Below are 12220 nucleotides of genomic sequence, written 5' to 3'. Positions count from 1 at the left end.
GGGGCTCGCCGGCCTGCTGCAGCACCAGCCGGGCGAGGTCGCGCTTGCGCACGTCGTCGACCGTGCGGGCCGCCTCCTCGGGGGAGAGGCCGAGCGCCTCCAGGGTGGCCCGCCCGAAGGCGAGGGCCGATTCGAAGGTCTCGCGGATCTGGTAGTCGACGTCGCGGCCCATCGCCTCGATCGCCTGGACCCGGTCGAACACCCGCACGTAGGTGCGCGCCGCCGGGAACTCGGCGTGGACGAGGTCGACGATCTTGAGGGTGGCCTCCGGATCGTCGATGCAGATGCACACCACCTCGGCCTTGCCGGCACCCGAGGAGCGCAGAACGTCGAGGCGGGTGCCGTCGCCGTAATAGACCCGGAAGCCGAAGCGGGCGGCGCTGCGGATCTGCTCGACGTCCTTGTCGATCACCGTGACGCTCAAGCCCTGCGCCAGCAGCACCTGGTTGAGGATGTGGCCGAAGCGGCCGAAGCCGATCACCAGGACGCGGGCCTCGGCATCCTCGATCACCTCGTGCTCGGGTTCGAGGGGCGCGGTGGCGCGCCGCGACAGCACCCCGTCGAGGACCTTGGCGCCGATCGGCCCGATCAGCATGGTGATGGCCGCGAGCGCGATGGCGAGCCGCCCGGCGGGCCCGTCGACGAGGCCGAGCTCCTGGCCCACCGGCAGCAGCACGAAGGCGAACTCGCCCGCCGGCGCCAGCACGGCGGCGCCGCGCAGGCCGTCGAGCCAGGACGAGCCGAACAGCCGAAAAAGCCCGGCGATCAGCGCGACCTTGATCAGGATCGCCCCCAGCGTGGCGAGGAACAGGCCGAGCCAGTTCTGCGCCACCAGGGTGAGGTCGATCGACATGCCGACGCTCATGAAGAACAGGCCGAGCAGCATGCCGCGGAACGGCTCGATGTCGGCCTCGAGCTGGTGGCGGAAGTTCGATTCGGCGAGCAGCAGGCCGGCGAGGAACGCCCCCATCGCCATCGACAGCCCGACCTCCTCCATGAGGAGCGCGGTACCCAGCACCACGAGGAGGGCGGCGGCCGTCATCACCTCGCGGGCGCCGCTGGCGGCGAGGAGGCGAAAGAACGGGTTGAGGCCGTAGCGCCCGACCAGCACCACGCCGATCACCGCCGCCACCGCCGTCCCGGCCGATTGCAGGGCGGTGCCGATCCAGGCCTCGCCGCCGCCCGACGGGCCGGTCTGGGCGATCAGCGGCAGGAAGGCCAGGATGCCGACGATCGAGAGGTCCTGGAACAGCAGCACCGCGAAGGCGCGCTGGCCGTAGGGCGAGGCGAGGTCGCGCCGTTCCTCGAGGAGCTGCAGCGCGACCGCCGTCGCCGAGAGGGCGAGCGCGATGCCGATCACGGTCGCGGCGCCCGCCGACAGGCCGGTGAGGAAGCCCAGCCCCCCGAGCGCCAGGGCGCAGAGCCCGAGCTGGAGCGTGCCGAGGCCCAGGATGTCGCGTCGCAGCGAGATCAGCCGCGAGATCTCGAGTTCCAGCCCGACGATGAACAGCAGCAGCACCACCCCGAGTTCCGAGACGCTGCGGGCGGTCTCCGGCTCGGTGATCAGCGACAGGCCCGAGGGGCCGATGACGACGCCGGCCACGAGGTAGCCCAGCACCGCGCTCTGCCCGAGCAGGCGGAAGATCGGCACGCCGATCACCGCGGCGGACAGGAAGGTGAGGACCGGCGGCAGGAAGCTGGCGTGGTCGGCGGCGGTCGCCATCGCGCGGGATTCTCCGGGGTTCGAGGTCGGCCGATGCTCTCCCTTAACCCGAACGGGGCCCGCGGGCGAACCCGGTTCGGCGCAGGCGCGGCGATGCGGCCAGGACCCTGCCGCAGGTGACGCTGCGGCCCGGATGTCGCGGGCGCGTGCTAGGGATCTGCGCGAATGCGTGGCACAAGAGGTTGACAGGGACCATCCCCCCTCGCCACATCCCGGATCATGAGCGCCTCCGTGAACCAGACCGACGCCGGTGCCGCCGCGCCCGCGAAGCCGCCCCTCGAGATCCTCCTCTGCGCCCCGCGCGGGTTCTGCGCCGGCGTGGTGCGGGCCATCGACGTCGTCGAGCGGGCGCTGGCCCTCTACGGCCCGCCCGTCTACGTGCGGCACGAGATCGTGCACAACAAGTACGTGGTCGAGAGCCTGAAGCGCAAAGGCGCGGTCTTCGTCGCCGAGCTCGACGAGGTGCCGGACGGCAAGGCACCGGTGATCTTCTCCGCCCACGGCGTGGCCAAGACCGTGCCGCAGAACGCGAATTCCCGCGGGCTCACCACCATCGACGCGACCTGCCCGCTGGTGACCAAGGTCCACCGCGAGGCCGAGATCCACCACAAGCGCGGCCGCCACGTGCTGCTGGTCGGCCATTCCGGCCACCCGGAGGTCGTCGGTACCATGGGCCAGCTGCCCAAGGGCTCGATCACCCTTGTGGAGGATATCGAGCAGATCGAGGCCCTGGAGCCCGAGAGCCGCGACAACCTCGCCTGGGTGACCCAGACCACCCTCTCGGTCGACGACACCCACCACATCGTCGAGGCGTTGAAGCAGAAGTTCCCCAAGATCGTCGGCCCGCACAAGGACGACATCTGCTATGCCACCACCAACCGCCAGGAGGCGGTGAAGCAGGTCGCCCCCCTCGTCGACGCGCTGATCGTCGTCGGCTCCTCGAACTCCTCGAACTCGCAGCGCCTGCGCGAGGTCGCCGAGCGGGTCGGCTGCCCGATCACCCGGCTCGTCAACCGCGCCGAGGACCTGGACTGGGACGCCTTCTCCGACATCCGCCGCCTCGGCCTGACCGCCGGCGCCTCGGCCCCGGAGGTGCTGGTCGAGGAGATCATCGACGCCTTCGCGACCCGCTACGAGGTCACGGTCGACACCGTCTCGACCACGACCGAGGACATGGTCTTCCCGCTGCCGCGCGAATTGCGCAGCGAGGCGGCGGAGTAATACCGGCTCCATCATCTCAAGGTGAAACACCTCCCCTCCCCCCCTGTGGGGAGGGGCCGGGGGTGGGGGTGGTGCCGAATAAAGCTCTGCGGTGCCTCCTGCACCACCCCCACGCGGGATCTTCGATCCCCATAACCCCTCCCCACAGGGGGGAGGGGAAGGAGCGAACCTTTTCAGGTTCAGGCAGCGGCACGCGACGCTGCGTCTTCATCCCATTTCTTCGAGCAAAGCAGAACGGCCGTGGCGGTCTACACCGAGGTTCCGGACGAGGCGCTGGCCGCCTTCCTTGCCGCCTACGAGATCGGCGATCTCCTGTCCTACAAGGGCATCGCCGAGGGGGTGGAGAACACCAACTTCATCCTGCACACCACCACCGGCTCCTACATCCTCACCCTCTACGAGAAGCGGGTGAAGCTGGACGACCTGCCGTTCTTCCTCGGGTTGATGCAGCATCTGGCCGCCAACGGCCTCGCCTGCCCGCAGCCGATCCGCACCCGCGACGGCGCGACCCTCGGGCAACTCTGTGGCCGACCAGCCGTGATCGTGTCGTTCCTGGAGGGCGTCTCGGTGCGCCGGCCGGGGGTCAAGCATTGTCGGGCGCTGGGCGCGGCACTCGCCGGCTTGCACGCCGCCGGGGCCGATTTCCCGATGCAGCGGCCGAACGCCCTCTCGGTCGCGGGCTGGCGTCCGCTCTTCGAGGCGGCGGAGGCGGAGGCCGACCGCGTCGCCCCGGGGCTGGCCGCCCGCACCCGCCAGGATCTGACGCTCCTCGAGGAATCCTGGCCGCAGAATCTGCCCGGCGGCGTCATCCACGCCGATCTCTTCACCGACAACGTCTTCTTCCTCGGCGACGAGGTGTCGGGGCTGATCGACTTCTACTTCGCCTGCACCGATTCCTTCGCGTACGACCTGGCGATCTGCCTCAACGCTTGGTGCTTCGAGGCCGATTACTCGTTCAACCGCACCAAGGGGCAGGCGATGATCGCCGCCTACCAGGCCGTGCGCCCGCTCGAACCCAGCGAGGTGGAAGCCCTGCCGCTGCTCACCCGCGGCGCGGCCCTCCGCTTCATGCTGACCCGCCTCGTCGACTGGCTCAACGTGCCCCCCGGCGCCCTGGTGAAGCCGAAGGACCCGCTCGAATACGACCGCAGGCTCGCTTTCCACCGCAAGGTCGCGGCGGCGAAGGAGTATGGGTGGAGTGCGGTTCTCCCCACGTGAGCCGCGTGATCAATCAGCAGTGATTGATGATCAGGCGCGTTCGAGAGGGCGGCTCGGCTGCGTTGAAGCATCCCGCCGCTCGAACGCGATCCTGACTTCCACGTCCGCATCGAGCGCATGGAGCATGCGAATCATCCGATCCAGCGTGAACCGCCCGTAATCGGCGTTGCGCACCCGCGAGAAGTCGGCCGCGGCAAAGCCGGTCAACGCGTGCGCCTTGCGGGTCGTGAGTTGACGCTGGTCGAGAGCGGCGATGATGCGCGCCGCCAACTGGCCTTTCGCCTGACGCATGTCGGTATCGGCGTAGCCGAAATCCTCCCAGACGTTGCCGCTGCCATGCACGAGTTCATCGCTGTCCATCGCTCACTAGCTCCATCAGCTGTTTGATCCGCTGACGGACGAGATCGAGGTCCGCCTGCGAGGTCTTGATGCCCGATGTCGACTTCTTCTGAAACGCATGGACGACCCAGACCGCATCGCCGACCTGCACCGCATAGACTAGGCGGAACGCGTCGGTCCGGTACTTGAGCGCAACTTCAAAAATGCCGGAGCCGAACCCTTTCAAAGGCTTCGCGATTCCTGCCATGCCTCCCGCAGCGGCGATGTCCAAGGCTTGGAGCGTGCGTTCACGCGCGCCTGCCGGGAACGCTTCGAATTCCTTCCTGGCTGATTTCAGCCAGGATATCGGCCTTGAACGACCCAGCATCGCTTATGGTGTCATATTTGACATCATTTTGCCAGAGAGCCACGGCGTCGCATCACAGCCGCGCCAGCAGCTCCGTCTTCTTCGCAGCGAACTCGGCCTCGGTCAGCACGCCGCGGCGGTGCAGCTCCGACAGGCGCTCGATCATCCCGAACACGTCCCCGGTCGGGGCGGCCGGCGCATCGGCGGGCCGGGAGGGGGCCGGCGCGGGCGCGGCGTAGGACGTGGCCTGGGGAACGGGGCTCGCGGCCGGCCCGCCCTCGTTCCGCGCAGGCGCTCCCACCACCGGCAACTCCTCCAGCCGCACCGGGCCGTACTGGCTGGTGAAGCTCAGGGAGTGGGACGATCCCTGTTGCTGCGAGACGCCGCCGATCTGGTGGTCGCCGGTATCGTAGAGCGTCACCCGGCCGCCGGTCTCGATCGCGAGGCGGCGGGAGGCGGGGAAGAAGGCGTAGCGCGTGTCGTTCTGCGATCCGGAGGTCGCCGGCTGGCCGAGACCGTCCGGCCACCAGGAGCCGCCCCAGGATCCACTGGAAGACCCGCTCCAGGATTCCGCCGAGCCGAAGCCCTGGCTCTGGCTCGATCCCTGGCCCGGCGCCGGCATCGCCGTGGCGAGCGGCGCCAGCTCGTCGCAGAGCGCCACGACCCGGGCCTTGAGGCCGGCATTGAACATGTCGCCGATCATCGTCATGCCGCCGGCGCTCCACTGGCCCATCCCGCCGAGGTCGGGATGGTCGAACTGCGCCATCCGGCCGTGGCCGCGGGCGAGCGCGTCGAGGAGGTGGCGGACGGCGTCCAGGCCGACGCCGTGGCGGGTGGCGATCGCGTCGAGGTCGGGCATCGGTCATTCGCTCCGGGGGGGCACTCCGGGCTTAGCGCAGTCCCTGCCCGCGGGGAATGGCGATCCGGCGTCAGCCGAGTCCCGGCAGGAGCCGGGCCAGCAGGCCGCCGTGCCGCGGCGGCAGGGGCGGGATCGCCGGCGAGAGGTGCCAGGCGCCCGGATCGGTGCGCATGTCGTCCTCCCGCAGGGTGTCGATGCGGGCGATCTTGTCGAGGAGCTCGGCGGCCACGGTCTCGGGCTCCGGCAGGGTGAAGTCGACCGTGAAGCCGTTCCCGGCGTGGCTCGTGGTCCCGACCGGGTAGTAGTAATGCGCCCGCGTGCGGGTGATGAGATCGATCAGCCGGTAGGTCCCGCCGAGCTTGAGCCGGTCGGAGAGCACGATCACCCGCCGCCCCGGGGGCGCGAAGAGCAGGGTGTGGAAGGCCGAGCCGTTGGCCCCGAGCACCACCCGGTGGCGGGCGAACAGGCGCACCTGCTCGGGAAAGCTCAGGAGCTCGGGGTGGACGATCCGCACCCCCTCGCGCTCGAGGATCGCCGTCACCGCCGCCTCGTTGGCAAAGCGCCGCACGCCCGCGGTCAGGCGCGTCTTCGACAGGTAGACCGGCTGGGGATCGGCATCGACCTCATCGGGCGCGTAGTAGCCGCGCCCGATCCGCCCGCAGAGGTCGGCCAGCACCGGGAAGGCGTAGTCGTCCTGCTGCAGGGCGGCCTGGGGCACCAGCAGGGTCGGGATCCGCACCGGGTGCCCGAACGAGGCGAGGTCCATCACGCTGAGACCCAGCCGGCCCAGGATCTCCGGGATGAACGGGGTGGCGCTCCAGTCCGCCCCGAGCCCCGGCCCGTGGCAGAGCAGCGTCGGACGCACGGCCCCGTCGACCGAGGCTTCCCCGGAATGGTCGAGGAGCGGCCAGAGCCGCGCCAGGGTGTTGATGACGAAGTGGCCGTAATGCGGGTGGATCGCTCCGATATAGAGATGGGGGCCGGCCGGCGCCGCCTCGGTCACCGGGCCCTGATCGACGGGCCATTCGGTCGCCTGCCAGGTCGGGGTGCGCTCGCTGCTGTGGTGGTCGAGGGATTCGGCCACCATCCGGCCGTCGGCGTCGAAGATCACCGGGATCCTGTCGCAGCCCGGGGTGCGCACGAGGTAGCGCGCATCCTCGACCAGGCGCAGGGCCGGCCGGCCCTGGCGCACCTCGGCATGGCCGTAGACCGCTTCGCTCCGCTGCAGGATCATGCTGCCCTGGGGTGTCCCGTCATCCGCGGGCCGTCAGGCCTGCGCCGCCGGGCTCGCATCCCCCGGCACCTCGATCACTGCCCTTAAGCCGCCGAGTGCGGCGGCGTCGAGGCGCAGGCGTCCGCGATAGAGGGCGGCGAGGTCGGAGACGATGGAGAGGCCGAGCCCCGAGCCGGGCTTGGTCTCGTCGAGGCGCCGGCCGCGCTCCAGCACCGCGACCCGGGCCTCGGGCGGCAGGCCGGGCCCGTCATCCTCCACCGTGACGATGAGGTGGGGGTACTCGCCCTGGCCGATCACCTCGGCGCGGATCGAGACCCGGGAATGGGCCCACTTGGCGGCGTTGTCGACGAGGTTGCCGATCATCTCCTCGAAATCCTGGCGCTCGCCGCGGAAGCGCAGGCCCGGGGTGACGCTGGTCTCGAAGGTCAGGTCCTTGTCGTAGAAGATCTTGCCGAAGGTGCGCACGAGCGCCGCCACCACCGGCTCGACGTCCGTGAAGGTGCCGAGCGCGCCGGCGAGCGCCGCGGCCCGCGCCCGGTCGAGGTGGTAGTTCACCTGGTCGCGCATCACCGCGGCCTGCTCGCGGACCTTCACGGCGAGCTCGCTGTTGGCGTCCCCCGCCGAGGCCTCGTTGACGATGATGCTGAGCGGGGTCTTGAGTGCATGGGCCAGGTTGCCGACCTGGGTGCGGGCCCGCTCCAGGATCTCGCGGTTGGTCTCCAGCAGCAGGTTCACCTCGCCGGCCAGCGGCGCGATGTCCCGGGGGTACTCGCCCGAGATCCGGTCGGCCTCGCCGCGGCGGATGGCGCCGAGCGCCGCCCTGAGCTTGATCAGCGGCGCGAGGCCGAAGCGGATCTGCAGGAGGGTGGTGAGGCCGAGCGACAGGCCGAGGAGCGCGAAGGTGGTGGTGAGGGCGAGGGTGAAGCGCCGCATGTCGGCGGCGATCTCGTCGGACGGGCCGGCGACGCGCACGAGGTAGCGGCCCTCCTCGCCGAGATCGACGGTGCGCTCGATGATGCGCAGGGGCCGGTCGTCCTGCGCCTTGCCGTAGCCCTTGCGCAGCTGCCCGGCCCCGGCCTCGCCGACCGCGTCGTCGGGCGGCTGGAGCGGCACGCCGACGAGCGAGCGCGAGGTGCGCAGGTCCCGCGGCCGGGCATTCGGCCGGCCGACCTGCCAGTACCAGCCCGACAGCGGTAGGTCGAAGCGCGGGTCGCCGAGGGAGCCGAAGTTGCGCGCCTCGGAATCGGAGGGCGAGACGAGGTTGGTGGCCAGATCGTTGGCGTAGACGAGGAGCCGGCTGTCGAAGGCCCGCTCGGTGGTCTCGCGGTAGAGGGTCGAGAGGATCAGGCCGGCGATCAGCAGGATCAGCGCGCTCGACAGCAGCGCCGAGACCGCGAGGCGTACGGCGATCGAGCGCTTGCGCCAGGGCCGCCAGCCGAACGGCCAGGACCGCGGGGCGGACGAGCCCGTGGCGGGGGCGCCGGCGAGGCCCGTCTCGGCCGGTCCGGTCCGTCCCGGCGCCTCGGCCGCGGCCCGGCCGGGGCCGCTCACGGCTGCTTTCCGCCGGTGCCCGCGTCGATCAGGTAGCCGAGGCCGCGCACGGTCTGGATCAGGTCGACCGCGAGCTTCTTGCGCAGGCGCCCGACGAAGACCTCGATGGTGTTCGAATCGCGGTCGAAATCCTGGTCGTAGAGGTGCTCGGTCAGTTCGGCGCGCGAGACCACCCGGCCGGTATGGTGCATCAGGTAGGAGAGCAGCCGGTACTCGTGCGAGGTGAGCTTGACCGGGCTGCCGTCGACGAAGACGCGGCCCGAGCGGGTGTCGAGCACCACCGGGCCGACGCCGATCTGGCTCGTGGCGTGGCCGGCGGTGCGGCGCAGAAGCGCGCGGACCCGGGCCAGCAGCTCCTCCATGTGGAAGGGCTTGGTGACGTAGTCGTCGGCCCCGGCATCGAAGCCGTTGACCTTGTCGCTCCAGCGGTCGCGGGCGGTGAGGATGATGACCGGGGTCTTGATCTGCGCCCGGCGCCAGCCCGACAGGACCGAGACGCCGTCGGCCTTCGGCAGGCCCATGTCGAGGATGATGCAGTCGTAGGGCTCGGTCTCGCCCAGGAAGGCGCCCTCCTCGCCGTCGAACGCCTTGTCGACGGCGTAGCCCGCCTCCTCCAGAGCGCTCACGACCTGGCGATTGAGGTCCCGGTCATCCTCGACCACGAGCAGACGCACGATCCGAACCCCTCAAGCCCAGAACAAAACCGGGATCACCACTGGCCGGCCACCTTGCCGGAGCGGGCATCCACCATCACGTGCACGAACTGCCCGTCCTTGCGCAAGGCCGTCAGCATGTAGACCAGCGCCTCGTCCCGGCGGCAGAGGTTGGCCCGCACGATGTCGGCCCGCGGCACGGCGGCCCGCGCAGCCCGGATCGCCGCCACCGGCTCGACCACCCGCTTCTCCGCCACCGCCTCGCGCAGGTCGCCGGAGGAGAGGCAGGTCTGGGTCGTCTCCGCGGCCTTGACCGGCCGGGCCGGCACCGCCCCCGTAGCGGTCTCGTCCCGCTCCTCCGCGGCCGCGAGCCAGCCCGAGGCGCCGGCGAGGCCGGCGAGGGCGGGGAGCAGGAGGAGGGCGAGCTGGCGCATGACGGGGACCATCGGCGTCGGGCACTGAATGCACCCTGAATGCGGCCGGGCCGGGCTGCCCGCGGAAGCCCCGGACCGGTCGCGTCCCCGGGTCAACCCGGAAGGTCCGGATGGGCTCCGGGCCGTCGTTCGAATTGCCCGCGAAGGGGAGGCCGGGCGGCCGAACCGGAACGGGTGAACCGAAGCTCGGGCGCGGCCGTTATGGTTAAGGCTGCGTTCACCGCGCCGTCCGACCCTGCAGGCCGTCACCCGGGGAGATTCGATGCGTCCCGCCGTTTTCCCGTTCCTCGCCGCCCGGCTCCTCGCCGGCGCAGCCTTTGCCGCCCCGGCGGCCGCGCAGGATGCGGCGTCCGAGCGCGCGGTCGCCGAGCCGGCGGCCGTGACCGAGCCCGGGGCGCCGCTGCTGTTGCGCATCCGCCCCCGGGACGAGGCGCCGGTGGACGGATCGGGCGACGAGACCGCCGTGGCCGCGCGCGAGGCGGAGGCGGAGGCGGTGCGGCTGGCGGCGGTCGCCCGCGCCGCCGCGGCCCGAGAGGCGTTCGAGGCGCGCATCACCGCGCGGGCCAACCGGGCGATCGCCTCGGTCTGCACCGGCTGCCTCGGCCCGGTGCCGCCCTCGGTGGCACTGGCGCCGCCGGACGGGGTGGCCGCGCCGCCGCGGCTGGTTCCGGCATCGGTTGCGATGGGGGGGCCGTGAACCAGTTCCGGCAATTCTCGGTCGAATTGATCAATTCAGCACAAGCGATGTCGCTTTCGCATCAGAGGAGAGGACTCGACAATCTGAGGTAAGAAAGACAATCTGATCTTCAACCGCTGCGGTGAGTCACGAGAGTCCAGGGAGGGCGTCGATGAGGGATGACAGGATCCTTGTCGATTATCTTGGGAGGGGCGACCATCATGCCGCGGTCTGGGGGGTTAGATAATGACGGCTGAAATAGCTCTTCTAAATCGTTCTGCTTTGGCTTTGGCGGCCGATAGTGCTGTTACATTAAGAATAGGTTCAAATCAAAAAACATACAACACGGCAGAAAAAATATTTGAATTTTCGTGCAATCAGCCGATTGCTTTAATGATATATAATAACGTTGATTTCATCGGCATTCCATTGGATGTTATAATTAGAAAACATAGATCTGAATGCGAGCAAAGATTTGCAACGCTTAAGCAGGCTGCTGACGAATTCGTTTCCTATTTGCTGGGAGTCAAGCGCCCTGCAGACCAAGAGCGCTCATATTTTACTGCTGTTTTGGTTGAGAAATATCAGGATATATTTCAGAGAGGTATTGAAGAATTTAGAACTGCATCCAGTAAAATGAAAGGAAAGAAACTTTCTTTGAATTTTTATGGCATGTGGACTCGCTTAATTTTATCATCGTTGGCGAATGCCAAAGAAACTGAAATGCAGGATTTCTTAAATGACATAAGTATGGACCAATTTAAAGAAACATATGGGAAGGCCTGTGATGATGCAGTAAAAATCGTATTTCGGCCACTTGAGTTGACCGACGAGCATAAAGAACTTCTTTATGAGCTTGCATTTGCTATTATGAAAAGCGCTGAAGGTTCAGATTTTTTGACAGGCCTTGTTTTTGGTGGATTTGGCTTGAGCGACCTCTTTCCAACGCTACATTACTTTGAGATAGATGGTATATATTTCGATCGAATGAAGATTATAAATCGTAGTGAGATCGATATAGATCGGAATGGAGATCTGGCTCAGATTGTTTCATTCGCTCAAAAGGAGATGGCTGAGCGATTTATATATGGGATTGATAAATCATTTCGAGATGATATTGCAGATTTCGTCTCAAAGGTGATCGATAAAATCGCAGAAACAAAGCCCCGATCGTTTACGGCGGCGGAGAAGCGTACGATAAGGCGCGAGGTGTTGAAAAGCTTCCACAGCACTCTTGACCAGTTTCAGGGGTACGAGCACCGATCAATACTTGACATTGTTAACTTTATGTCTAAGAAAGAGCTCGCTGAGATGGCAAGCGCCTTGGTCGAGCTTACGTCGGCGAAGCGACGGTTCTCGACGGCGCAGGAGACGGTGGGCGGGCCGATCGATGTGGCAATTGTGTCCCGTAGCGAGGGTTTCATATGGATCAAACGGAAGCACTATTTTGAGCGGGAATCGAACCCGGGCTTCTTCAATCGGGTTTATGCGTCACGAGCTGTAGGAGGCGCAAATGGCGAAGCAGGCGGATCACAAGCAGCGAGTGCGGCCGACGAGCCGTGATTCCACGCATGAGAACCGGTATGTCGCTGATTGGAATAGGAAATCTAGAAAGGAGATCGTTCGCGATGCAATCGCCGATCTCGGAGTCGCCTTGAAGGAGGCGAAAGACAAGGGGCGCCTAGCCGCAGATTGATTATGCCAGATTTACCGGAGTGCAACGATTGGGAATCATTCGGGAAAGGCTCTGGTGGGCCTTTCCGAGCAGCGTAGCGCTGGCGGTATTCAGCGTTCTAGACAGGCTGCCCCTGATGGGGCAGGGCAGGCCTCTCGCCTCTGTCGCCGCGAGCGCCATGCCTCGACTTCCCATCCCGTTTCTCGCCGCCCCCCTCGCCCTCGCCCTCTCCACCCCCGCCCGGGCGGTGGTCGGCGGGACCGAGGCACCCGATGGGGCACCAGCGCGCTC

12 protein-coding genes are annotated in these 12220 nt (G+C 67.6%); 4 read left to right on the top strand and 8 right to left on the bottom strand.

The window, feature by feature from the left end; genetic code table 11:
- On the bottom strand, nucleotides 1-1723 hold a 1723-nt coding region (locus QR78_RS30480), incomplete at its 3' end, for a monovalent cation:proton antiporter-2 (CPA2) family protein (protein WP_048431379.1).
- Nucleotides 1724-1942: 219 nt separating this feature from the next.
- Between QR78_RS30480 and ispH the strand changes: the two genes are divergently transcribed.
- Together ispH and QR78_RS30470 are read left to right on the top strand one after the other, a co-directional pair.
- Nucleotides 1943-2944 (top strand): 4-hydroxy-3-methylbut-2-enyl diphosphate reductase, encoded by a 1002-nt coding sequence (gene ispH, locus QR78_RS30475; protein WP_048431378.1) that lies wholly within the window; start codon nucleotides 1943-1945, stop codon nucleotides 2942-2944.
- A 240-nt stretch (nucleotides 2945-3184) separates the two neighbouring features.
- Entirely contained in the window at nucleotides 3185-4162 is a 978-nt protein-coding gene (locus QR78_RS30470; protein WP_048431377.1) for a homoserine kinase, read from the top strand.
- A 30-nt stretch (nucleotides 4163-4192) separates the two neighbouring features.
- Here QR78_RS30470 and QR78_RS30465 read toward each other — a convergent pair whose 3' ends face one another.
- The 7 genes from QR78_RS30465 to QR78_RS30435 form a co-directional block, all read right to left on the bottom strand.
- A complete protein-coding gene (locus QR78_RS30465; protein ID WP_048431376.1) occupies nucleotides 4193-4522 on the bottom strand; it encodes a helix-turn-helix domain-containing protein in 330 nt (109 codons plus the stop codon).
- Complete coding sequence (locus tag QR78_RS30460) at nucleotides 4509-4868, bottom strand: type II toxin-antitoxin system RelE/ParE family toxin (protein WP_048431375.1); 360 nt, start codon at nucleotides 4866-4868, stop codon at nucleotides 4509-4511. Before QR78_RS30460 ends, QR78_RS30465 begins: the two co-directional genes overlap by 14 nt.
- A gap of 52 nt (nucleotides 4869-4920) precedes the next feature.
- Nucleotides 4921-5706, bottom strand: a complete 786-nt coding sequence (locus QR78_RS30455; protein WP_048431374.1) for an SHOCT domain-containing protein — start codon at nucleotides 5704-5706, stop codon at nucleotides 4921-4923.
- A 70-nt stretch (nucleotides 5707-5776) separates the two neighbouring features.
- Complete coding sequence (locus QR78_RS30450) at nucleotides 5777-6940, bottom strand: glycosyltransferase family 61 protein (protein WP_053221175.1); 1164 nt, start codon at nucleotides 6938-6940, stop codon at nucleotides 5777-5779.
- Between the two features lie 33 nt (nucleotides 6941-6973).
- Nucleotides 6974-8491, bottom strand: coding sequence for a sensor histidine kinase (locus tag QR78_RS30445; protein ID WP_082172136.1), 1518 nt, complete (start codon nucleotides 8489-8491; stop codon nucleotides 6974-6976).
- The gene (locus QR78_RS30440) at nucleotides 8488-9165 is read right to left on the bottom strand and encodes a response regulator transcription factor (RefSeq protein ID WP_048431373.1); all 678 of its coding nucleotides are present in this window, start codon (nucleotides 9163-9165) and stop codon (nucleotides 8488-8490) included. The genes QR78_RS30445 and QR78_RS30440 overlap by 4 nt, the downstream gene beginning before the upstream one ends.
- Before the next feature lie 35 nt (nucleotides 9166-9200).
- A complete protein-coding gene (locus QR78_RS30435) occupies nucleotides 9201-9578 on the bottom strand; it encodes a PepSY domain-containing protein (protein ID WP_048431372.1) in 378 nt (125 codons plus the stop codon).
- Between the two features lie 262 nt (nucleotides 9579-9840).
- Between QR78_RS30435 and QR78_RS30430 the strand changes: the two genes are divergently transcribed.
- Both QR78_RS30430 and QR78_RS34655 read left to right on the top strand, forming a co-directional pair.
- Nucleotides 9841-10275 (top strand): hypothetical protein, encoded by a 435-nt coding sequence (locus QR78_RS30430; protein ID WP_179945945.1) that lies wholly within the window; start codon nucleotides 9841-9843, stop codon nucleotides 10273-10275.
- A gap of 225 nt (nucleotides 10276-10500) precedes the next feature.
- A complete protein-coding gene (locus QR78_RS34655; protein WP_125901275.1) occupies nucleotides 10501-11817 on the top strand; it encodes a hypothetical protein in 1317 nt (438 codons plus the stop codon).
- The last annotated feature ends 403 nt before the right edge of the window (nucleotides 11818-12220 follow it).

Source organism: Methylobacterium indicum, assembly GCF_001043895.1.
In the GTDB taxonomy this organism is placed as follows: domain Bacteria; phylum Pseudomonadota; class Alphaproteobacteria; order Rhizobiales; family Beijerinckiaceae; genus Methylobacterium; species Methylobacterium indicum.
This window is presented reverse-complemented; position numbering and strand designations above follow the sequence as displayed.